Annotated in this window: 20 protein-coding genes and 1 other annotated feature (1 of these 21 only partly in view); of the genes, 14 read left to right on the top strand and 6 right to left on the bottom strand. The window is 36.2% G+C overall.

All coding sequences use genetic code 11. The features are described from left to right. Positions 1-145 (bottom strand) — a binding site (T-box leader); it reaches 58 nt to the left of the window's first position. A gap of 158 nt (positions 146-303) precedes the next feature. Beyond that, positions 304-1,359, bottom strand: a complete 1,056-nt coding sequence (locus AC4BC4_RS10250; protein ID WP_490475629.1) for an AI-2E family transporter — start codon at positions 1,357-1,359, stop codon at positions 304-306. Positions 1,360-1,567: 208 nt separating this feature from the next. Between AC4BC4_RS10250 and AC4BC4_RS10245 the strand changes: the two genes are divergently transcribed. Both AC4BC4_RS10245 and AC4BC4_RS10240 read left to right on the top strand, forming a co-directional pair. Beyond that, on the top strand, positions 1,568-2,866 hold the full coding sequence (locus AC4BC4_RS10245; protein WP_490475628.1) for a Y-family DNA polymerase: 1,299 nt from the start codon (positions 1,568-1,570) through the stop codon (positions 2,864-2,866). Continuing rightward, the gene (locus AC4BC4_RS10240; RefSeq protein WP_438756690.1) at positions 2,863-3,219 is read left to right on the top strand and encodes a hypothetical protein; all 357 of its coding nucleotides are present in this window, start codon (positions 2,863-2,865) and stop codon (positions 3,217-3,219) included. The genes AC4BC4_RS10245 and AC4BC4_RS10240 overlap by 4 nt, the downstream gene beginning before the upstream one ends. Positions 3,220-3,292: 73 nt before the next feature. Here AC4BC4_RS10240 and AC4BC4_RS10235 read toward each other — a convergent pair whose 3' ends face one another. Continuing rightward, positions 3,293-4,507: a YdcF family protein gene (locus AC4BC4_RS10235; RefSeq protein WP_490475627.1), complete on the bottom strand. Its 1,215-nt coding sequence runs from the start codon at positions 4,505-4,507 to the stop codon at positions 3,293-3,295. A gap of 153 nt (positions 4,508-4,660) precedes the next feature. Further along, positions 4,661-6,511: an ATP-binding protein gene (locus tag AC4BC4_RS10230; RefSeq protein WP_490475626.1), complete on the bottom strand. Its 1,851-nt coding sequence runs from the start codon at positions 6,509-6,511 to the stop codon at positions 4,661-4,663. Between the two features lie 111 nt (positions 6,512-6,622). Here AC4BC4_RS10230 and AC4BC4_RS10225 point away from each other — a divergent pair, with 111 nt between their 5' ends. Then, positions 6,623-7,348: a response regulator transcription factor gene (locus AC4BC4_RS10225; protein WP_490475625.1), complete on the top strand. Its 726-nt coding sequence runs from the start codon at positions 6,623-6,625 to the stop codon at positions 7,346-7,348. A 65-nt stretch (positions 7,349-7,413) separates the two neighbouring features. Here the strand turns inward: AC4BC4_RS10225 and citG are convergent, their stop codons facing one another. The 3 genes from citG to AC4BC4_RS10210 all read right to left on the bottom strand — a co-directional run bounded on the left by citG (position 7,414) and on the right by AC4BC4_RS10210 (position 10,601). Continuing rightward, on the bottom strand, positions 7,414-8,301 hold the full coding sequence (gene citG, locus AC4BC4_RS10220) for a triphosphoribosyl-dephospho-CoA synthase CitG (protein ID WP_490475624.1): 888 nt from the start codon (positions 8,299-8,301) through the stop codon (positions 7,414-7,416). Beyond that, entirely contained in the window at positions 8,285-8,989 is a 705-nt protein-coding gene (locus tag AC4BC4_RS10215) for a GntR family transcriptional regulator (protein WP_490475623.1), read from the bottom strand. The genes citG and AC4BC4_RS10215 overlap by 17 nt, the downstream gene beginning before the upstream one ends. A 268-nt stretch (positions 8,990-9,257) precedes the next feature. Continuing rightward, positions 9,258-10,601 carry a CitMHS family transporter gene (locus AC4BC4_RS10210; protein ID WP_438756684.1) on the bottom strand — a complete coding sequence of 448 codons (1,344 nt, stop codon included), beginning with the start codon at positions 10,599-10,601 and terminating at the stop codon, positions 9,258-9,260. A 399-nt stretch (positions 10,602-11,000) separates the two neighbouring features. On the opposite strand from AC4BC4_RS10210, the gene AC4BC4_RS10205 reads away from it, so the two are divergent. From AC4BC4_RS10205 to acnA, 11 genes are all read left to right on the top strand, one after another. Next, positions 11,001-11,327 (top strand): hypothetical protein, encoded by a 327-nt coding sequence (locus AC4BC4_RS10205; protein ID WP_490475622.1) that lies wholly within the window; start codon positions 11,001-11,003, stop codon positions 11,325-11,327. A 58-nt stretch (positions 11,328-11,385) separates the two neighbouring features. Then, positions 11,386-11,784, top strand: coding sequence for an acetyl-CoA carboxylase biotin carboxyl carrier protein subunit (locus AC4BC4_RS10200; RefSeq protein WP_490475621.1), 399 nt, complete (start codon positions 11,386-11,388; stop codon positions 11,782-11,784). A gap of 29 nt (positions 11,785-11,813) precedes the next feature. Continuing rightward, positions 11,814-12,935 (top strand): sodium ion-translocating decarboxylase subunit beta, encoded by a 1,122-nt coding sequence (locus AC4BC4_RS10195; RefSeq protein ID WP_490475620.1) that lies wholly within the window; start codon positions 11,814-11,816, stop codon positions 12,933-12,935. A 51-nt stretch (positions 12,936-12,986) separates the two neighbouring features. After that, positions 12,987-13,112 carry an OadG-related small transporter subunit gene (locus AC4BC4_RS10190; RefSeq protein ID WP_438756680.1) on the top strand — a complete coding sequence of 42 codons (126 nt, stop codon included), beginning with the start codon at positions 12,987-12,989 and terminating at the stop codon, positions 13,110-13,112. An 18-nt stretch (positions 13,113-13,130) separates the two neighbouring features. Continuing rightward, positions 13,131-14,126 carry a [citrate (pro-3S)-lyase] ligase gene (gene citC, locus AC4BC4_RS10185; protein ID WP_490475619.1) on the top strand — a complete coding sequence of 332 codons (996 nt, stop codon included), beginning with the start codon at positions 13,131-13,133 and terminating at the stop codon, positions 14,124-14,126. A 12-nt stretch (positions 14,127-14,138) separates the two neighbouring features. After that, complete coding sequence (gene citD / locus AC4BC4_RS10180; RefSeq protein WP_438756678.1) at positions 14,139-14,447, top strand: citrate lyase acyl carrier protein; 309 nt, start codon at positions 14,139-14,141, stop codon at positions 14,445-14,447. Then, on the top strand, positions 14,435-15,322 hold the full coding sequence (gene citE, locus AC4BC4_RS10175) for a citrate (pro-3S)-lyase subunit beta (protein WP_490475618.1): 888 nt from the start codon (positions 14,435-14,437) through the stop codon (positions 15,320-15,322). Before citD ends, citE begins: the two co-directional genes overlap by 13 nt. Before the next feature lies 1 nt (position 15,323). Then, positions 15,324-16,853, top strand: a complete 1,530-nt coding sequence (gene citF, locus AC4BC4_RS10170; protein WP_490475617.1) for a citrate lyase subunit alpha — start codon at positions 15,324-15,326, stop codon at positions 16,851-16,853. Further along, positions 16,846-17,382: a citrate lyase holo-[acyl-carrier protein] synthase gene (gene citX, locus AC4BC4_RS10165; protein ID WP_490475616.1), complete on the top strand. Its 537-nt coding sequence runs from the start codon at positions 16,846-16,848 to the stop codon at positions 17,380-17,382. Before citF ends, citX begins: the two co-directional genes overlap by 8 nt. A 1-nt stretch (position 17,383) precedes the next feature. After that, positions 17,384-18,775, top strand: a complete 1,392-nt coding sequence (locus AC4BC4_RS10160) for an oxaloacetate decarboxylase subunit alpha (protein WP_490475615.1) — start codon at positions 17,384-17,386, stop codon at positions 18,773-18,775. Positions 18,776-19,329: 554 nt separating this feature from the next. Next, a complete protein-coding gene (gene acnA / locus AC4BC4_RS10155; protein WP_490477370.1) occupies positions 19,330-22,026 on the top strand; it encodes an aconitate hydratase AcnA in 2,697 nt (898 codons plus the stop codon). Positions 22,027-22,050 lie beyond the last annotated feature (24 nt).

Raw genomic sequence — 22,050 nt, 5'->3', positions numbered from 1 at the left:
TCTCAAATCTGTATCGTAGATAGACGCCTACTTACGGTAGGAAACTAAAAGTGTAATTCACAAAAATGTATATGCCAACTCTCACTAAATGCTGACTCTCTGAAAAAGGGACATTACTGCTACTTCGCTTTATTAAAGTTTGATATGTTATTTTGTAGCAATTTTACGACAAATAAGCCAACTTGTCAAATACTTCCTTGAGAGTCACGTTTACAAGTTTTGGTTTAGGCATTAATTCATCGGCCTAAACAATTTTATAAGCGTTGATTTAGCTATTTTTTAAACGAAAGCAGAGCAAAGGAATTATTTTTCTTTATTATTTTCTGGATCATATGTTATTTTTTCAGTGAAAGAATGGATGGGTTTGACCTTTAAGATATCTAAAAAGAAAGTAAAAATCGGGATACCGACAATCAATCCCCAAACACCAAACAATCGTTCACTGATCAATAAAATAACAAATGTATAAAAAATCGGTAATTCTGTTTTGCTGGACATAAATTTGGGATTCAATACGTAAGACTCAAATAAATGCACTACGATGATCACCACTAAAATATAAATTACATCGTTGATACCACCTTGTGAATAGGCGATGAAACTTAGCGGAATACAGGAGATAATCACTCCTGCAACGGGTATTAGACTCAAAAGAAAAATCATGATTGCTAAACTTGGCAATTGATGAAATCCAATCAAAGCCAAACAAATCGTTGTAATACTAGTATTAACAACAGCAATAAAGAATTGAGCTTCCATTACGACACCAAATGTATTTACAAACTTATCAGCAAAATAATAGATGTCTTGAAAAAACCAGTCGAAATCACTTTTTAAAAATAACTTAGAAAACTCAGTCATTTGTTTTTTCTCGATCATAAAAAAGAAACTTAGAACAAATGAAAGGACAAAGGAAATACCGATCGAACCAATGTCTTGAACATAACGTAAAATGGTACTCGCCCCATTTTGGATTTGTGACATTAAATTTGATTTCTCTAGATAGTCATCTATGATCATCAATAGTTGGTTATGATTATCTCCTGGATTTTTATAAAAATGGATCACCGAGTTATACATCTGAACTGTTTGATGGATAACAACTGGTACATACTTTGTAATAGCCAGATAGACTAAAAAAACAATTAAAGAATAGGTTGCTAAAACTAGTATGAGCGATGGGATTTTTAAAAAGCGCTGAACAAATTTCACGAAATGAAGCGCTAAAAACGTAAAAATAAATGTTAATAAAATCATTGTGATCATACTTCTAGCTAAAAATAAAACAAAAATAACAACACCCAAAACAAAAAAACGTCTTAATCGTTCGTTTTGAATAAATTTTTCATAAACCGACACAGACTTCACTCCTTTAAACTATGATTCGTTGTTTGTAATATCTTATATAACTATAATGCTTTTTTACATTTTTAGATAGTAGTTCTATCTATAATTCTAAAAAAAGAATTATTTTTACTCAGGCTCAAATTTAAAAAGGTGTTCCCCTTTACAAAATGAACGTATGTTCGTATAATTGGTTTTGAAATAAAACAAGGAGAGGAATGCTATGTTTTTTGATTATGAAAAAGAACCAAGAAGAGTGATTTTTTGCATTGATGTAAAATCATTTTACGCGTCAGTAGAATGTGTCGCTAGAGGTTTCAATCCAATTGAAAAAATGTTGGTAGTCATGAGTCATGCAGAAAATACGGGTGGTTTGGTTTTAGCTTCTTCTCCAAAAGCGAAAGAAGTACTGGGAATCACCAATGTGACACGAAAATATGATGTTCCAAACCATCCAGAATTGGTAATCGTCCCACCGCGAATGAATGAGTATATCAAGGAAAATATGAAAATCAATGAGATATATAAGAGCTATGTAGCAGATGAAGATCTACATATTTATTCGATTGATGAATCGTTTTTAGATGTGACCGCTAGTTGGAAATTATTTGGACGAACACCGGTAGAACTCGCACAGATCATCCAACAAAGAATCAAAAATGAAACAGGATTAGCGATCACAGTTGGAATAGGGGATAATCCCTTATTAGCAAAATTAGCGATGGATATTGAAGCTAAGCATAATCAGGAGCGCTTAGCCCAATGGCATTATGAGGATGTATCCGAAAAAGTTTGGACAATCGAAACGATGACCGATATGTGGGGGATTGGGAGTCGAATGGAGAAACGCTTAAATAATTTAGGGATTCGATCCGTTTATGATTTGGCACATGCTGATTTGAATAGTCTGAAAAGAAATTTAGGAATCATCGGTGAACAGCTTTATGCTCATGCACATGGTATCGACCGCAGCCGTTTATCGGAAAAATATATACCAGAAGAACGCTCTTATAATAATTCTCAAATTTTGATGCGAGATTATTTGCGACAAGAGGAGATCGAAGTTGTGATACGTGAAATGGCGGAACAAGTGGCGGCCAGACTTAGAAAGGCACATTGCCAGACAGAATGTGTGCATTTATCCATTGGTTTTTCAAGGACTGATAAGTCTTTAGGATCAGGATTTTCAAGACAAATGAAAGTTCCTTTAACAAATAGTAGTAAGCTGTTGATTGAGTATTGTTTAACAATATTCAGACAACATTGGCATGGAGAAGAAGTACGACATATTGGGATTACTTATACCAAATTGAATTATAATACTTATGTACAACTAGACTTATTTCATGAACCTGATGAACAGATCAAAGAGTTAGAGTTAGATCAGCTGATTGATGATATCCGGCAGCGATTTGGCTATGTTTCTTTAGTTCATGCGAGTTCAGTATCATCAGGCGGCACAGCAATTTCAAGAGCATCATTAGTCGGTGGGCATGCTGGAGGAATGGAGGGCTTACAATGAGCAAAGAGCGGGATTATTATTTTGAACAGTATCAAGATCGAAAAATGAAAAAGTGGGCAGGTTTTTATTTATCTGAACATACAGCAATCATTGAACAAGAGAAAAAAAGACAGCCAGCTGAAAAAAAAATTCAAATGAGTTGGACGGAAATCGATGAAGTTTTAGCTCAGGCTTTTCAAAGTCAAGCTGAAGTGAGGATTCAAAAAGAAGAACTGGATTGTGATGGGAACTACGGTGCAGACGTTATAGGAAGGATTCAAGGACATGATGCATTAGGGATTTATGTAGATGGGCATAAGATTGGCTATGATGAGATCCGCCATATCCAATTTCATAAAAAAAATAAGGCTTAGACATAACTCTACGAGTCATATCCAAGCCTTAAGGAATCAGAATAAACGCTTCTGTTCCAATTTTGTTTTAAGTTTAATGACGAGAGATAAAAAAGAATTGAACGAATGCTAAGAAAATCATCACGAATGCAATCAGTCCGCATATAATCAAATGACGGCGTTTGTGCATCATTACAATGGCAATAAACTCTCTTAAAAAAGCATTTGGTAGAAAGTAAAAGGCTGTTTTTGCTCCAAGTCCATCTGCGTTTAGATTCGCCATTTTCGCAAAAAGACCTGCACGAAACAGATGGAAATTGTTGGTTGTAAATAGTGCATGAAAATCTGTTCCACCAAAAACTGTTTCCATGATTTCTTTTGAAAATCTCATATTTTCTAAGGTGTTTTTTGAATTTGATTCAACTAAAATATCTTCTTCTGGAATTCCTTTTTCGATGGCGTAATCTTTCATTGCAATACTTTCAGCAACATGCTCATCATTCCCTTTACCACCAGACATAAGAATTTTGGGTGGACTTAATGTAGCATTGGCTTGGGCTTTATAAAATTGAATGGCCTTTTCGATTCGTTTGCCTAAAAGTGGCGGGACTGTTTTTCCATCGATCAATCCAGCCCCTAAAACGATGATAAAATCTTGATCATATTTAGGCTGATTAAATTGATAAATGACTGAAATCGTCAAAAAATTATAGAAAACAAAAGAAAAGTAGAACATTGAGAGTGGTAAGATACCAAATAATAGAGAGGCCCACTCAGGCAAAATTCGACTTGAATAATGATTAAAAATAAGAAAAGCCGTCAGACCAACTGCTAAAAGTAGTGTTAATAAGTTCGCTAATGAATGTCCTTCTTTGCGCATAACGACGATTGCATTCCAATACAAAAATACAACCAAGGCATAAAGTCCGATCAATATAAGTAGGAACAAAACAACGAGCGTAATTCCTGCTAAAACAATCAATAATGGATTGAGTGTTCTATAAAGCAAAGACCCCAAATAAGTCATACCAACAATTAGAAATAAGTTAAATAATAACCCATTTGTTAATCTACGTTTTTCTTTAAAATAACTAAAAAGAAAAAGCAGTAGAAAGCTTGATGGTAATAAGAAATAGTAGGTGTGAAGCTGAATTTCTAGGTAAATGACATACACGATAAAACAAATTGAGAACCAAAGTACTTCATAAAATTTCCAATCTTGATTCACCTTTTTTTTGCGCCACTTTGGGATCCAAAATACACCAATAAGATAAACAATGCCAATAATAATACTAAAATAATTCCCCATAATAGAACTCCTTCAATAAATGATTTCAATCTTAGTATAACGAAAAAGAAAGAAAAAAAATACTCTAACGTTTGTTTTTAGACGACTTAAAAATACTTGTATGAAAATAAGCATTCTTCAAACCAATAGAACAAAAGAATGCTTATTTTTTAATTATTCACATGAACGAACGGGGAATGTGATGAAAAAACTTGTTCCAAAACCTTCTATTGACTCTAATGAAAGGAACCATTCATACTTCGCAACTATTGAGTTTACTGCAAACAAACCAAGACCAGTCCCTTCATCAGCTGATTTCGTCGTGAAGAAGGGTTCAAATATTTTTTCTTGTAATGCTATGGGGATGCCAGGACCATTGTCAGAGATTTCCAATGTAACAAAACTGTCAATATGATTTATCCGATGGGTGTTTGTTCTCAGAAAATCAGTTGTCTCTTTTGAGGCAGGTCCGACAGTTACTTGAATTTTTTGTATATTGTCTTTATTGTTTTTTGTTGCTTGATAGGCATTGGTGATTAAGTTATAGATCAAATTTTGTAAATCAGTTTCTTCTAATTTAGTCGTTCCCAAATTATCTTGAATGGATAGCGTTAGTTGAACTTTCTTAGGAATGATTTCCCCAATCAAATGAGCGGCTACACCAATCGTAGCTGAAATGTCCATCCATTCTTGAACACTTTTTTGAGGTTTAGAAAAGTGCAATACATTTGAAGAGAGCTGTTTTCCTTTTTGGGCAGAATGTAAAATCTCTTCTAAATCTGCTTTCAATAAAGGATCGTCTCCGTGTTCCTCCAATAATAATTGTGTGTTGCCTATAATGGGGGTTAAAAAATTGTTCATGTCATGAACGATCGAAGTGGTTAATAAACCGACTGTTTCCATTTTATTTCGCTGGTAGAGTTCTAATTCAAGTTGATGCTGCATTTTTTGTTGTTTTTGCTTTTCGATCAATTGACGATTTTCTGCTTCGATCGTTTCTTTTTTTCTAAAATTATGAATAAAGAGCGAGCAGATAATGATCAATAGTAATAATAAAACGAGTAGAAAAGACAAGACGATCACAAAATTAATAATGGCATCATTTCGTTCATTATAATCGGCATTTATTGCAACAACCCAATGGGCAAGTCCGACATCGATCCATTCAAAGGCACTGATTTTTAAGACTTCTGTCGGCGTATCTTCATCCCACCAATAAGAGTTGTAGGTCAATTTTCCAGATGAATGGTTTAGCTGATATTTTTCCAATCGTTTTAAATCAGAATAATCAAAGTTCGGATAAAGTTTTTCTCGGCCGTTGATAATGTCTAAACCAACTTGCTCTTTTACAGGATGCATAATGACAGTCATTGACTGGTCTTTAATCATGGGATAGCCTTTATAGTCGACTTCAAAATCTTGCAGAAAATTCCTATAGAAAACGTCCAAATTTAGCGGTAAAATCAGATAACCATCGATAGTACCAGAAGCAGTTTTGATTTCTTGGTAAAAATTGACATAGGCTTTTTTGTCGATAAAATACGAATCACCATTTTGAACGGTCGGTTCGGCTAAAAGCTGTTTTAAAGACAAATCATGGCTAATGAATGGATGAATGGTCTTGATATCTGCAATGACTACTTGTTTTTTCTTAGAATCCCAATGAAAAGCGTATAAGGGGGTACCGTCAGGTTTCATATAAAAAAGTGCGTCAGCTTCATTGTTTAGTGATTCAAAAAATGTATTGAGAGAAGAAGAACTGTTTTTTAAGTAAGTTTCTGGATTATCACTATTTTTTAAATTGCCATCGATAGCTAGATAATTAAGTGCTTGGTGTCGATTTTTCATGGAAAGCTGAATCACTTTTCCAACATATTCTGTCGACTGTAATAAAAAGTCTTGTCCACTGGCAGTAGTTGTTTTGCGAATAACGGAAAAACCACGAACTGCAAAGAAAACGGATGCAACAATAAAAACGATCATTGCTGCGATCATGATGTTCACAATTCTATTTGTTCGTTTCATTGGTCTAGCTCCTTTTAAAAGTCTGTTCATATCATAACAAGTTCATGTTGAAATTTAAAGATAATTCCGCTATTGTATAGGTAACGTAAAAAGAATGTTGAGGTGTATACATTGCGGAATGAAAAAATTTTAGTAGTAGATGATGATCCTGCAATTCGCCGATTAATTTGGAAATCGCTTCAATCAACGGGATTATTGGTGTATCAAAGTGATACAATTGAACAAACCTTAGATATTATGGATCGAGTGACATTTCAATTATTTTTATTGGATGTTAGTTTAGAACATGAAAGTGACGGATATCATTTGGCTCAATTGATTCGAGAACGTCAACCATTGACACCGATCATATTTGTTAGTGGAAAAAAGAGTGAGTATGATATTATTAGTGGTTTAGAATCTGGTGGGGATGTTTATCTGCCTAAACCGTTTGCGCCAAATGTCTTACGAGCGCAAGTTATTAGTACATTGAATCGAACAGAGCAGCTATTGACCTTGAGTCAACAACGTGAAGAAACGATGTTGAGAGAAGGGATTTTTTCATTTGATAAAAACCAATATCAGTTTAGCAAAAATGGTGAAATTGTGAGCATGACGTCAAAGGAGATCATGATGATTTTGTTTTTTATGGAGAATCCGTATCAAGTATTTAGTAAAGAACAGATTTATGCGAATGTCTGGAGTAATGGAGATATGGATAAGAATCTAATCACTGTGTATATTAATTATCTAAGAAATAAAATCGAAGATGACCCCAAAAAACCAAAATATTTACAGACGGTTTGGGGAATTGGCTATCTGTTCAATCCGGAAGGAGAGGCCAAAGCGGGTGTTTAATAGCTATAATTATAAAACAGGTGGTGATCAATCGAGTCATCACCTGTTTTTTATTTATGTAAACCTTAAAATAAACCTTCCAATTTTCCTGAAAAGAAACTCAAAGCGACTAAATCAGCTGACCCACCAGGGCTGAGATTTTTTTTGATCAATTGCTGATCAAAAAGAAATAAAGCATCTTCTAGTTCTTTTTTTGAACAATCTATGGAAAAAGCTTGTGATAGTTCACAGGCCTGTTCTTTGACGGTTTGCCAAGCCGAAATCCCACCGCGATTAATCAAATTAGAATCTTCAGTTGTAGCCATTAAATGGAGTAGTAATAGTAGAAATAGTGTTCGTAGCTCACTCTTACAATGCTGCCTTAAAAAGGGGAGCGCACTATTTTTAAGCGTAGGATAACCTAATTCTGCTTCACCTCGAATCCCAACGATACCATATTCTAAATAAAGTTTTTCTCCATAGCTCAATTGTTGTTTTTGAGTTAAATCAGCAAAATCATTTGAAAGTAATCCTTTTGTCATAAGACGTATATAATTGAAAATAGCGGATGTGTTTTGTTGGGATAAAGGGAGTTCGAATTTTTGCGCATTCATTACTTTCCCTGTAGCGCTTAAAAGTAAGGCGAACGAAAAATTGGCTCCTTTATGGGTATTGACACCATTCGTTTGTTTCAGCATCGCGGTTTCTGCTTTCTTACCAAGTGTCCGTACCTTTTCAAATAAGTCTAATGGTGTTCCATCATGAGTGAAACCTAACTGTGCATATTCCGTAAGAAAAGGAGCAAGGGCGACACTACTATCAATAAAAGTAAAATAATTCATATCTGTATGTGCGCCGCAGCTTTTAGGATCGACTAGACCTGGTTTAGGGTAAAGAGCTGCTTCATATAATAAAGCTTGTAGTGCAAATTCGCCAATCAATTGAGAGGTGTTTTTTTTATTTAGCTGTTTCATTTAAATGTTTTTCCATTTCCTTAAGAATAAATGTTTGAGAATAATCCAAATGCTCTGTGATCAATAGCTTTAGCTGTTCTTCTTCCTGGTTCATCATACATTTATAAATTAGCCAATGTTCATTTAAAGCCTTATCTCGACGATCTTTAGAACGAATCGAAATATCTCGAAAGTAGACGAGGTATTCACGTAATTTCATAACGATCGATTTTAAACGCAGCATTTTACTTTTTTCATAAATGAATTCATTAAAATCAGAAAAATTTTGTAACACCGCATCAATTTCATTTTCGTCATTTAAACGTTCAGTTTCTGCCAGCAACATTTTCAGTTCAGCAAAATCTTCAGAAGACATTTCTTTCATTGCAGTGGTCGTTGCTAAAACATCCAAAGATTTTCTAATGGCGTAAATTTCATTGGCATCACTCAGCGATATTCCACGAACAATATTTCCCACTCCTCGAACATGATCAACCAACCCTTCTTCAAGCAACTTTTGTAAGGCATAGCGGATCGGTGTACGACTGATATTCATTCTCTCGGAAAATTCTTTTTCATTGATTCGTTGACCTGCTGGAATTTCACCAAGAATAATTGTTTTTCTAAATGCTTTATAGACAAGTTCTTTAAGCGGTTCATTTAGGCTTAAATCTAAATTTTTCCCTACGGCTTCTGATATCGTACTCATCTGATTACTCCTCTGCTTATTAATAATAGGAAAAATAAATGAATGTTTTTATTGTATACTGCTAAAAAAGATAAGAAAAAGAGTGAGACGAAAACATTTAGCTCCGAAAAACAAGTAGGTATTGCGTAAGTTCAATCTATTACGTGTATTGTGTCTTCCGATAATTTTAGTTTATTTTCGAATGCATGACTTGCGTTCCCTAAAATCGTTCTGCTTTAGAAAGTGATCTAACTATTTTGTCTCATCTTATCTCAGTCAATTTAACTAATTATTGTGGAATATAAAGTGGCATATGACCAGTCAAAACGATTGTGACAACAAAGATAATGAAAATACCGAGTGCCCATTTCGCCGATTCTTTTTGCCATTGTCCCATGTCTAAACCGGTTAAACGAAGTAATAGATAAATAAAGGCAACTAATGGACTTAACAAATGGAATGCTTGTCCCATCAATGAAGCCAAAGCCATTTGCATATCAGTGAATCCGTAAGCACGTCCAGCTTCAGCTAGTACCGGCAAGACACCAAAGTAAAAACCATCATTTGAGATAAAGAAAGTACCTGGAGCAGAAATTACCGCGATAACTAGACCCCAAAAACCAGCTAATTGATTTGGAATGATTTTTGTAAAGCTTTGAGCCAACGCTTCAGCCATACCAGTCCCTTGGAAAAGGCCCATAAAGACGCCAGCTGCAAAAACCAAGATAACCACCTGCACAGCATCACCGCCATTCGCACCGATACGAGAAGATTGATCTTTTAAAACAGGGTAGTTGACCATTAAAGCAATCACCGTACCAGTTAAAAATAGAAATAATGGAGGTAAACCAAGGCCAACGAATGAATCTGTTACTAATAACGCAATCAAAATAATCGTTAGAATAGCATTGAATAACCAAATTTTAGGGCGACGGATTGCTAATGTTTCTTCATCTGTAACAGTTGTCATTGCATCAATTTCTTCATCTGTCAGTTGCTTGATCCCAAGACGAGCACGTTCTTTTCTACCCATAGAAGGTGCAACGATGAAAATTACATAAAGTAAAGCAATGATCATACCGGGCATCAGATAAGCTAAAATTTCAGCTCCTACATTTAATACGCTCATCGCACGGGCTGTTGGTCCACCCCAAGGAAGGAGGTTCATGATTGTATTTTGTAAAATAACAATAACAGCTAAGTTCATCAATTTCATATCTAGTTTTTTATAAATAGGAATAAAAGCAGAACAACAGATCAATGTGGTTGTTGTACCATCTCCATTAAGAGAAACGGCAGCTGCGACGACTGCTGTAGCAATCAAGACTTTCATTGGATCGCCCTTTGCAATATGAATCATTTTTTTCGTGATGGGGTCAAATAACCCAGCATCCAACATAATTGAAAAATAAAGAATGGCAAACAACAACATAATACCCGTGGTAGAAGTTGTTTTGATTCCTTCCATTACAAAGTCTCCAATAGACCCTTTTTTAGAAACCCCCGCAAACATTGCAATCAAGGCAAAAATCAGTGGAATCAAAACCAAAGCTGTAAATGGTGACATTTTCTTTTTCATAATGACAAACATAAAGACAATAATCATTACATAAGATAAAACAGTTAATAACATTTTCTTCTCTCCTTCAACATTAAATTCGTTTTCCAAAACAATCAGGCGTCTCTTTTAAGGGATTAGAGCAATAGAAAAATAACAATAAGCTAAAAAGAAAACCCTTTCTTATTTCGTTTAACAAGGCTAAGTTTAATCCAAGAAAGTTTAGATAAATAGATAAAATGAGGAAAAAGAACACTAAAAAAACAAAGATGACAGCGTTTTCTTAAAGAGATATTAAAGAGATGTTAATAAATTGTTAAATGCTTGTAAATGTTGATATAGCAACGTTTTTAAGTGTTTTAAAAGAAGTGGGAGAAAGAGGAACAGTGAAAGAACAATTTAAGCTTGATGATTTCATTTTATTGCAATCGTTTTTATCTATAATGAATTCATAAACAGAAAGGATGTGAGTTCATGGGTCTATTTGAACGGCTGTTTAATAAAGAAAAAATGAAAGTCAAAATGGATAAACCAAAGTCTTCTTCTGTTGCAGGAGAACATGAATGGCAAGAAATGGTTGGATATGTTCCGGCAGAAAAGTCGGAATATCAAACGATATCATTGATTGCAACAGCCATTGCTGCTGGTGATCAACCGGAAAGTAAGTTCGTTGTTAGACGTATTTCAAAAAGGAATCCTGAAGTACAGTTAATCTCTGTAATTACCACAAGCATTGCATCTGCTAATCGGCCAGAGAGTCAGTTTGTTATTCAGTCGATCAAGGAAAAGAAGCTTATTTAGTTCTTACCTTATTTAGTCAAACGAGCGCATTACACGTTAAATTTTAGGAGGAAAAAAAATGTTACGTAAGTTCAAAATCTCAATTGATGGAAAAGAGTATTTAGTTGAAATGGAAGAAATTGGCGGTGTGCCACAAGCACCGATCGCGCCTACAGTTGCACCAGAAAAAACTGTAGCGGACGCTGCACTAACGCCTACGTCAGTAGAACAACCAGCGGCTCCCAAATCTATTGTACCTGCTGGTAATGATGCGATGACATCACCAATGCCAGGAACGATCTTAAAAATTTTAGTAAATGTTGGAGATGAAGTAAAAGAAAATCAGCCATTATTGATTTTAGAAGCAATGAAAATGGAAAATGAAGTTGTTGCGACAGCTGACGGCAAAGTAACGGGCCTTCATGTCACATTAGGACAAGTTGTCAACGCTGGAGATGCATTGATTACAATAGATTAAACTAGAAATTTTTTGGAGGAAGTGAAATCGTGGAAACATTAATTCAAGGAATCACGTCAATAACATTTGGACAAATTTTTATGATGGCGATTGGCTGTCTGTTAATGTATTTGGGAATCAAAAAAGAATATGAACCAACGTTATTAGTACCGATGGGATTAGGGACAGTTTTGGTCAATTTTCCAGGGACCGGTGTATTAACTCAGATGGTCAATGGTTCTGAGGCAGAAGGGGTTTTAGATGTATTATTTAAAGCGGGGATTGCGACAGAGTTATTTCCATTGCTGATTTTTATTGGAATTGGCGCAATGATTGATTTTGGTCCGTTATTACAAAATCCATTCATGCTTTTATTTGGTGCGGCTGCTCAATTTGGGATTTTCTTCACCGTCATTGTAGCCGTGATGTTTGGCTTCAATATTGAAGAAGCTGCATCCATTGGAATCATTGGCGCTGCAGATGGCCCGACATCGATTTTTGTGTCGAATCAATTAGCGCCTAATTTACTTGGCCCGATCACTGTGGCAGCATACTCTTACATGGCGCTTGTGCCGATCATTCAACCAATTGCGATCAAAGCTGTTACAACGAAAAAAGAACGAAGAATTCGCATGACCTATAAAGCAGACAGTGTTTCAAAAATGACAAAAATTATTTTCCCAATCGCGATCACAATCGTAGCAGGATTTATTGCACCGATTTCTTTACCATTAGTTGGTTTCTTGATGTTTGGTAATCTACTAAGAGAATGTGGTGTTTTAGATCGTCTATCAAATACTGCGCAAAATGAATTAGTGAATATCGTTTCGATTTTACTAGGCTTAACGATCTCAATTAAAATGCAAGCAGATTTATTCTTAAATGTCCAAACGTTGATGATCATTGCCTTTGGTTTAGTGGCATTCATCATGGATTCAGTGGGTGGCGTGTTATTTGCAAAATTGTTGAATCTATTTAGGAAAGAAAAAATCAATCCGATGATCGGTGCAGCCGGTATTTCTGCTTTTCCAATGTCTAGCCGTGTGATTCAAAAAATGGCGACAGACGAAGATCCACAAAATTTTGTCTTGATGTACGCAGTCGGCGCCAATGTTTCTGGGCAAATCGCTTCAGTTATTGCCGGTGGCTTGTTATTAGCGTTCTTCTCTTAATAAGTAAGATGGAAAATTGATTGAACAAAAAGGAAAGGAGCCGTAATCAATATGGATATGGAAGCGTTGAAAATTGCTGGAGAATTGATGATTTTTGGAATGGGTGGCGTATTTTTAGTATTGTTTTTACTCTTTTTGATTTCTAAATTACTACTTAAACTTTTCCCTGCAAAATAAAATAGGAAGTGACAGGCAATGATAATAAAAAGATTGTGGTTGGATCGAGATCGTCAAGCTTATGATCAGTGGGCTCAGTTGTTGCAAGATTCTGAATTGGTACCAGATACTCAAGTAGATTATACAGTTGGGATTTATGAAGGAGAAACATTGATTGCAACGGGTTCGATTTATCAAAGTATTTTAAAATGTGTCGCAATCGATCCAAATTATCAAAATGAAAATTTATTGACCAAAATTGTTGGAAATCTAAGGGAAAAGTTGATTGATTCAGGTTTTACACATTATTTTTTATACACGAAACCTACAGTCAGCCAATTATTCCACTCTTTAGGATTTGTAGAAATCATCGCAACAGAAGAATTGGTTTTTATGGAACAAGGAGGACCAAATTTTACAGATTATCTAAAAGAAATAAGTAAATTTAAACGGCCAACTAAAAAAAATACTGGCATCGTGATGAATGCAAATCCGTTTACAAATGGACATTTATATTTGATTACAGAAGCTGCCAAACAAACTGAAACGGTTTATGTTTTCGTTTTGTCACAAGAAGGTTCACTCTTTGATACAGCTACACGTTTTCGTTTAGTTCAAGAAGGAGTCAAGCATTTAAAAAATGTTGTCGTTTTGCCGACTAGACAATACATGGTTTCAAGTGCGACATTTCCTTCTTATTTTTTAAAAGACCAAGCAAAAGCTAGTGTTGCGAAAGTTCAAGCTAAACTGGACGCCACTCTGTTTAAAGAAAAAATTGCGCCTATTTTAGAGATTACAACAAGATTTGTTGGAGAAGAACCATTGTCACCTGTGACCAATATTTATAATGAAGCAATGAAGAATGTATTTTCTTCTTCCTTGCGTCTGATCATTTTACCTAGAAAAATGAAGGATGGAGAAATCATCAGTGCTTCAAGAGTACGAGCATTGATGGAAGAACAAGCCTATGAAGAAGTCAAAAAGCTTGTCCCAATGAATACCTTCAAAGAAATTATGAATCAAACTAAAGAATAAGAGGTGTACATTTTGGAAATGAAGCAAAACGCATCCGCAGGTACAACTGAATCAAGTGATATTTTAATCACACTTACTCAAAATGAGGTAAATGAGATTCAAATCGAGTTAGACAGTAGTGTTGAAAAACAATTTGGTCGTCAGATCCGAGCAAAAATTCAAGAAACATTAGAAAAATTAGCGGTAACAAATGTTAAGGTACAGGCAGTGGATAAAGGGGCATTGGATTGCACGATCGAAGCTCGAACTGTTGCAGCCGTTTATCGTGCAGCTGGTAAAGAAACGATTGATTGGCAGGTGATTCAATCATGGAACGACTAAGAAGAACCATGATGTTTGTACCAGGGGCCAATGCTTCAATGCTTAGAGATGCGACTTTATATGGCGCGGATTCATTGATGTTTGATTTAGAGGATGCTGTTTCTTTAAAAGAAAAAGATAGTGCTCGTTTACTTGTTTATAAGGCCTTACGGACGTTTGACTACTCTACTGTTGAAACCGTTGTTCGAATCAACGGATTAGATACTGTTGGACATCAAGATATTGAAGCGATGGTTTTAGCAGGTGTTGATGTGATTCGTTTACCAAAAACAGAAACGGCTCAAGATATTATTGATGTAGCCGCTGTGATGTCCGAAATGGAAACGAAATATGGAATTAGAGTTGGGACAACGAAAATGATGGCAGCAATCGAATCAGCTGAAGGTGTCTTGAATGCTCGAGAAATTGCGAAAGCTAGTGATCGTTTGATCGGAATCGCCCTTGGTGCAGAAGATTATGTGACCAACATGAAAACGCATCGCTATCCTGATGGACAAGAACTGTTTTTTGCGCGCAGTTTTATCCTACATTCAGCTAGAGCTGCAGGAATTGCGGCTATTGATACCGTGTATTCAGATGTCGATAATACAGCAGGCTTTTTAGCAGAAGTTGAATTGATAAAGCAACTAGGATTCGATGGTAAATCCGTTATCAATCCACGCCAAATTCCTTTGGTCAATAGCGTGTATGTGCCAACAGAAAAAGAAATCCAAAATGCCAAAGAAGTAATCTGGGGCATTCGTGAAGCAGAAGCTAAAGGCTCTGGTGTGATCTCAGTCAATGGGAAAATGGTAGATAAGCCGATCGTTGAACGAGCGGAGCGAGTGATTGCGCTAGCTATTGCAGCAAAATTAATTTCTGAGGAGGAAGTCTAAAATGAAAAATATTGTAGGCAAAGAAATTCCAGATAATTATGCTGAGCAATTTGGTTTATTTAAAGGTGAGTTAGCAACGATTCATGAATACAAAGAAGCAAGTCGCACAATCAATCCTGTTAGACCAAGAGACACAAAACTATTAGGAAGTTTAAGAGAAGCGATTGAAAAAACAGGTTTAAAAGATGGTATGACGATTTCTTTTCATCATCATTTTCGTGAAGGTGACTTTGTGATGAACATGGTTTTAAAGGAAATCGAAGCGATGGGAATCAAAAACTTATCGATTGCTCCAAGCTCAATTGCCAATGTTCACGAACCTTTGATCGATCATATCAAAAATGGTATTGTGACAAATATTACCTCAAGCGGTTTACGTGATAAAGTCGGCGCTGCAATTTCTGAAGGAATCATGGAAAATCCTGTTGTGATAAGATCTCATGGTGGTCGTGCAAGAGCGATTGCAACGGGTGATATCCATATTGATGTAGCGTTTCTCGGGGCACCCAGCTCAGATGCTTATGGAAATGTAAATGGAACAAAAGGCAAAGCAACCTGCGGCTCGTTAGGCTATGCTATGATCGATGCAAAATATGCAGATCAAGTCGTGATTATTACGGATAGCTTGATGCCTTATCCCAATACGCCAATCAGCATTCCACAAACGGATGTGGACTTTGTCGTAGAAGTCGATGCGATTGGTGATCCTGAAGGGATAGCCAAAGGTGCCACCCGTTTTACTAAAAATCCGAAAGAGTTATTGATTGCAGAATATGCAGCAAAGGTAATCACGCACTCACCGTATTATAAAAATGGTTTTTCATTCCAAACAGGAACAGGTGGAGCGGCATTGGCTGTTTCCAGATTTTTGAAAGAAGCAATGCTCAAAGACGGTATCACAGCTAGCTTTGCTCTAGGAGGAATCACGAATGCAATGGTTGAATTATTAGAAGAAGGACTAGTGGAAAAAATCATAGACGTCCAAGATTTTGATCATCCATCGGCCGTATCTTTAGATAAAAATAATAATCACTATGAAATCGATGCAAATATGTACGCATCCCCATTTAGTAAGGGTTCTGTGATCAACCAATTAGATACAGCGATACTTTCTGCACTCGAAATTGACACAAATTTCAATGTGAATGTTATTACAGGATCAGATGGTGTCATTCGTGGGGCATCTGGTGGACATTCAGATACGAGTGCCGCGTGCAAGATGAGTTTAGTGATCGCACCGTTGATCAGAGGTCGAATTCCAACGATTGTTGAAGAAGTCAATACCATTGTAACGCCAGGAAGCAGTATTGATGTCGTGGTGACAGAAATCGGCATAGCTATCAATCCGGAACGCCAAGATCTAATCGAGTATTTTAAAGAACTAGATGTTCCGCAATTAACAATGAAAGAACTACAAAAAAAGGCCTACAGTATCGTTGATAGACCAGATGCGATTGAGTACGGAGATAAAGTAGTTGCATTGATCGAATACCGTGATGGTTCAATTATTGATGTGGTCAGAAATGTCTAAAGCCTATCTAACGGGTGAAATGATTACTTTAGTAGAAATGCTAGATACCAGAGAAAGACGAGTAACGATCCAGCAAGAACTTTTACAAAAGTATCCAACAGGTGCCTTATTAAGCGCTACGATGAATATTCCAGGACCTATAAAAACAAATAAGCAGTTAAGACAAGCCTTTTTGACTGTCATCAAAGAAATCAATGCTCTTTTTCCTCCTGAACAACTAATTGCTTGTAAACACCGAGAATTGAAAACAGGTTCTGAATATTATCTAGTCCTTGATGAAACACCTAAAGAACTGAAAAGAAAACTGATTAAAGTTGAAGAAACACACCAGTACGGTCGTTTAATGGACTTAGATGTACTTTATTTAAAAGATCACAGTCTATCTTCAATTAGTCGTACCGAATTAAATTACAAACCAAGAATCTGTTTTATCTGCGAGAAAGAAGCAAAAATCTGTGGTAGACAAAGAGACCATAGTGTAGAAGAAATGCAAAAAACAATCAGTAATTTATTAAGAAAGGAAGGATGAAATGAAAAAAAAAATCCTTTTTACAGAAACTGTTCTGCGTGATGGTCAACAGAGTCAAATCGCTACACGAATGCCGACAAGCGATATGTTGCCGATCATTCAAACATTGGACGAAGCAGGCTATCACGCTTTGGAGATGTGGGGCGGTGCAACATTTGATGCCTGTATTCGTTTTTTGAATGAAGATCCATGGGAACGTCTAAGAACGATTCGAAAAGCAGTTAAAAATACGAAATTACAAATGCTTTTAAGAGGACAAAATCTACTTGGGTATAAAAATTATGCGGACGATGTCGTAGGAGCATTTGTTCAAAAATCTATCGAAAATGGGATCGATATTATTCGTGTTTTCGATGCGCTAAACGATACAAGGAATTTGCAAACATCGATTGAAGCAACGAAGAAGTTTGGCGGTCATTGTCAACCAGCAATTTCATACACGACTAGTGAGTTTCATACGATTGATTATTTTGTCGGTTTAACTACGGAATTAGAAAAAATGGGTGCTGATTCAATTTGCATTAAAGATATGGCAGGAATTTTGACACCAGATGATGCGTATCGCTTAGTTACAGAGATCAAAAATAAAATCCAAGTACCTCTAGAGGTTCATACGCATGCAACTAGCGGAATTTCTGAAATGACGTATTTAAAAGCTGTTGAAGCAGGTGTTGATATTATCGATACAGCGATTTCTTCTTTTTCTGGTGGAACAAGTCAACCAGCCACAGAATCAATGGCGTTAGCCTTAGAGAATTTAGGGTACGATACTCATTTAAATATGAAGAAAGTAGCAGAAGCAGTGGACTATTTTAATCCTATACGTGATAAGTTTAGAGAAGATGGCTTATTGAATCCTAAAGTAAAAGACACCGAACCAAAAACCTTGATTTATAAAGTACCTGGTGGGATGTTGTCAAATTTGTTGAGTCAATTGACAGAACAAGGGTTAGCGGATAAATACGAAGACGTTTTACGTGAAGTACCAAAAGTTCGTGCTGATTTAGGCTATCCACCGCTTGTGACCCCTTTATCACAAATGGTAGGAACGCAAGCTGTAATGAACGTTATCAGTGGTGAGCGATACAAAATGATTCCAAAAGAAATCAAGGATTATGTTAAAGGACTGTATGGAAAACCACCTGTTTCAATTTCAGAAGAAATGACAAAATTGATTATTGGTGAAGATGACGTGATCACAGTTAGACCTGCAGATTTATTAACACCAGAACTTCCACAATATAAAAAAGAAATTGGAGAATATGCAAAATCAACGGAAGATGTATTAATGTATGCAATGTTCCCGCAACAAGGAAAAGACTTCTTAGGTAGAAGAGAAGACCGATTTTACGATATTCCGTTGCAAGAAGTAAACGTTACATTAGATATTTAACTAAAAGAGAGGTTAGGATATAACTCGTAGAGTTATCTTCTAGCCTCCTTTTTTTACTTGTTTATAAAAAAAAATCGTCTAACATGAAAGCGATAAAACTAGTTCGAAATAGACAAAATATGACTCTGTAAATGTTAGTTGTAGTAGGCTGCATTTTAGTTTTTTTATTATGTCATTAAAATTAGAATAATATGTGTAATGAATGAGTATGAGCTAATTTTGGTTAGTAAAAAATCGGTTTATGACGGATTTAGTCATTATATTTAGAGATTTGAATATATGACACAAATGTGACATCGATAGGTTAATTAATGTAACTTTTCTCATTGTTCTAAAGGTTTACATTTGTTTATAATGCCGTTATAATAGCTAAAATCAAGTTATTTATAACGTTGTACATAGGTATGAAGGTAGAGTTTGGGATATTTGGTCATATGGAGTGAATGACTGGAGATAAATAGAAGTAAAGTTGCAGTAGTAAATACTACACTCCTATTTTTCAGTCTAGTCTAAATGAGCCAGCTCAGCTTTTAAATTTAGGAGGGGTGTTTTTGATTACGTATAAACAATCGTCGGAAACTTTTTTTGAAATGAAGAATCAGAAGTATCAATATTATTCATTAGCTTCACTAGAAACGGAGTCAAATCAATTTGTTGCAACATTGCCCTTTAGTATTCGTGTTTTATTGGAATCGTTGCTGCGGCAAGAAAATGGAACTGGGATTACACAAGAGCATATCAAGCATCTGGCTAAGTGGTCTTCAGAACATGCCAACAAGGGTGAGGTCCCATTCAAACCAGCTCGCGTGATTCTCCAAGATTTTACTGGTGTTCCAGCTGTTGTTGACCTCGCTTCTTTACGAAAAACAATTGCTGATTTTGGCGGTGATCCAACGACTATCAATCCGGAAGTCCCTGTCGACTTAGTCGTCGATCATTCTGTCCAAGTGGATGTTGCCGGAGTAAAACAAGCCTTGCAGCTAAATATGAAAATGGAATTTCAACGAAACCAAGAACGCTATCGCTTCTTAAGTTGGGCGCAAAAAGTGTTTGATAATTATCGAGTGGTACCCCCGGCAACGGGAATTGTTCATCAAGTCAACATTGAATATTTAGCTTCAGTTGTGACACAAAAGAAACAAAAGGATGGTACTATTTTACTTTATCCTGACACGTTAGTTGGGACCGATTCTCATACAACAATGGTCAATGCATTAGGTGTTTTGGGTTGGGGTGTTGGCGGAATCGAAGCTGAAGCTAGTATGCTTGGTGAGCCATCTTATTTTCCAATTCCGGAGGTTGTTGGTGTTCGCTTTATCAATGAATTATCCCAAGGGGCAACAGCAACGGATTTAGCATTAAAAGTAACTCAAGTGTTAAGAGAACACAAAGTTGTCGGTAAATTTGTTGAATTCTTTGGTCCAGGTTTAGTTAAATTAAGTTTAGCTGATCGAGCAACGGTGGCAAATATGGCACCTGAATATGGCGCGACCTGCGGATTTTTTCCTGTAGATAACGAAACGATTCGGTATCTGCGACTAACAGGAAGGGAAGAAGAAGCAGTCGTCATCACGGAACATTATTTGAAAGAAAATCAATTATTCTACGATCCGATAAACGATCATGAACCTCATTATACAACAGTCGTAGAAATCGATCTAAGTCAAATACAAGCCAACCTTGCAGGACCAAAACGACCACAAGATTTAGTCCCTTTATCGGAAATGAAAACAGCTTTCGAGAACGCTATGAAAGCGCCAGCTGGCTTACAAGGGTTTGGACTTTCTGAGAAACAACAAACAGAAAGCGTTACATTAAATTTAGAAGGTGTGCAACATCAATTAAAACCTGGAGCTGTAGCGATTGCAGCAATCACTTCATGTACGAATACATCAAATCCATTTGTCATGTTAAGTGCGGGATTAGTAGCTAAAAAAGCTGCATTACTTGGTTTAAACGTACCGAATTACGTCAAAACCTCATTAGCACCAGGCTCAAAAGTGGTGACAGCTTATCTGAAAAAAGCAGGTTTATTGCCTTATTTAGAACAATTAGGTTTTCATCTCGTTGGATATGGCTGTACAACTTGTATTGGTAACTCTGGGGCATTAAAACCTGAAGTCGAAGAAGTGATTAAAGAAAATGATTTACTGACTGCAGGTGTGTTGAGTGGAAATCGTAATTTTGAAGGGCGTATCCATCCCTTAGTTAAAGCAAATTATCTTGCTTCACCGCCACTTGTTGTTTTATACGCACTGGCTGGGACGGTCGATATCGATGTATTTAACGAATCAATTGGCATTGGTGAAAACGATATACCAATTTATTTTAATGATTTATGGCCGTCTAGAGATGAAATTCAGGCATTGATCGATGAATGTGTTACACCAGAACTGTACCAAGAAGAATATGCTCGAGTGTTTAGTGATAACGAAGAATGGAATAGTATTGAAACAAACGCTGAACCATTATACTCTTGGGAAGAATCAACTTACATTGCGAATCCGCCATATTTTACAGGAATGACAAAAGAAAGAGAATCAAGAAAGCCATTAAAACAACTAGCTGTCTTAGCTAAATTTGGTGATTCAGTTACGACTGACCATATTTCACCAGCTGGAAGTATTCAAAAAAATAGTCCTGCAGGCCAGTATTTGATTGATAGAGGGGTTGGGGTCCGTGAATTTAACTCTTATGGGGCCAGACGTGGTCACCATGAAGTGATGATGAGAGGAACTTTAGCCAATATTCGTATTCGTAATCAATTAGTACCGGATGTCGAAGGCGGCTATACGATTTTTGCACCAACACAAGAAAAAATGGCCATCTATGATGCCGCAATGAACTATCAGAAACAAGGGACGAAACTAGTGATTTTAGCAGGAGACGATTATGGTATGGGCTCATCAAGAGACTGGGCGGCTAAAGGAGTACAATTACTTGGAGTGGAAGCTGTAATTGCCAAAAGTTACGAACGAATTCATCGTTCAAATCTAGTGATGATGGGTGTTTTACCACTACAGTTCAAACCAGGTGAAGATGCTGATAGCTTAGGTTTAACAGGAACTGAGTTATTTGACATTGATATTGATGAAACAAAAGGTATTTTAGACACTGTAGCTGTTACTGCAAATAAATCAAATGGAGAAATAATTCAATTTGAAACGATTCTTCGATTTGATTCAGCTGTTGATATTACGTATTATCAGCATGGGGGAATTTTACCGATGGTGATTCGTAAAAAGCTTTAAGAGTAATTTAAAATGTATGCGAAT

The sequence above is a fragment of the Enterococcus sp. AMC1086 genome, assembly GCF_058216575.1.
This window is presented reverse-complemented; position numbering and strand designations above follow the sequence as displayed.

Excerpts from the sequence above, each read along its gene's own strand:
- AC4BC4_RS10245 (WP_490475628.1), top strand. The coding sequence starts at position 1,568 with ATGTTTTTTGATTATGAAAAAGAACCAAGAAGAGTGATTTTTTGCATT.
- AC4BC4_RS10240 (WP_438756690.1), top strand. The coding sequence starts at position 2,863 with ATGAGCAAAGAGCGGGATTATTATTTTGAACAGTATCAAGATCGAAAA.
- AC4BC4_RS10235 (WP_490475627.1), bottom strand. The coding sequence starts at position 4,507 with ATGGGGAATTATTTTAGTATTATTATTGGCATTGTTTATCTTATTGGT.
- AC4BC4_RS10230 (WP_490475626.1), bottom strand. The coding sequence starts at position 6,511 with ATGAAACGAACAAATAGAATTGTGAACATCATGATCGCAGCAATGATC.
- citG (WP_490475624.1), bottom strand. The coding sequence starts at position 8,301 with ATGAAACAGCTAAATAAAAAAAACACCTCTCAATTGATTGGCGAATTT.
- AC4BC4_RS10215 (WP_490475623.1), bottom strand. The coding sequence starts at position 8,989 with ATGAGTACGATATCAGAAGCCGTAGGGAAAAATTTAGATTTAAGCCTA.
- AC4BC4_RS10210 (WP_438756684.1), bottom strand. The coding sequence starts at position 10,601 with ATGTTATTAACTGTTTTATCTTATGTAATGATTATTGTCTTTATGTTT.
- AC4BC4_RS10205 (WP_490475622.1), top strand. The coding sequence starts at position 11,001 with ATGGGTCTATTTGAACGGCTGTTTAATAAAGAAAAAATGAAAGTCAAA.
- AC4BC4_RS10200 (WP_490475621.1), top strand. The coding sequence starts at position 11,386 with ATGTTACGTAAGTTCAAAATCTCAATTGATGGAAAAGAGTATTTAGTT.
- AC4BC4_RS10190 (WP_438756680.1), top strand. The coding sequence starts at position 12,987 with ATGGATATGGAAGCGTTGAAAATTGCTGGAGAATTGATGATTTTTGGA.
- citC (WP_490475619.1), top strand. The coding sequence starts at position 13,131 with ATGATAATAAAAAGATTGTGGTTGGATCGAGATCGTCAAGCTTATGAT.
- citE (WP_490475618.1), top strand. The coding sequence starts at position 14,435 with ATGGAACGACTAAGAAGAACCATGATGTTTGTACCAGGGGCCAATGCT.
- citF (WP_490475617.1), top strand. The coding sequence starts at position 15,324 with ATGAAAAATATTGTAGGCAAAGAAATTCCAGATAATTATGCTGAGCAA.
- citX (WP_490475616.1), top strand. The coding sequence starts at position 16,846 with ATGTCTAAAGCCTATCTAACGGGTGAAATGATTACTTTAGTAGAAATG.
- AC4BC4_RS10160 (WP_490475615.1), top strand. The coding sequence starts at position 17,384 with ATGAAAAAAAAAATCCTTTTTACAGAAACTGTTCTGCGTGATGGTCAA.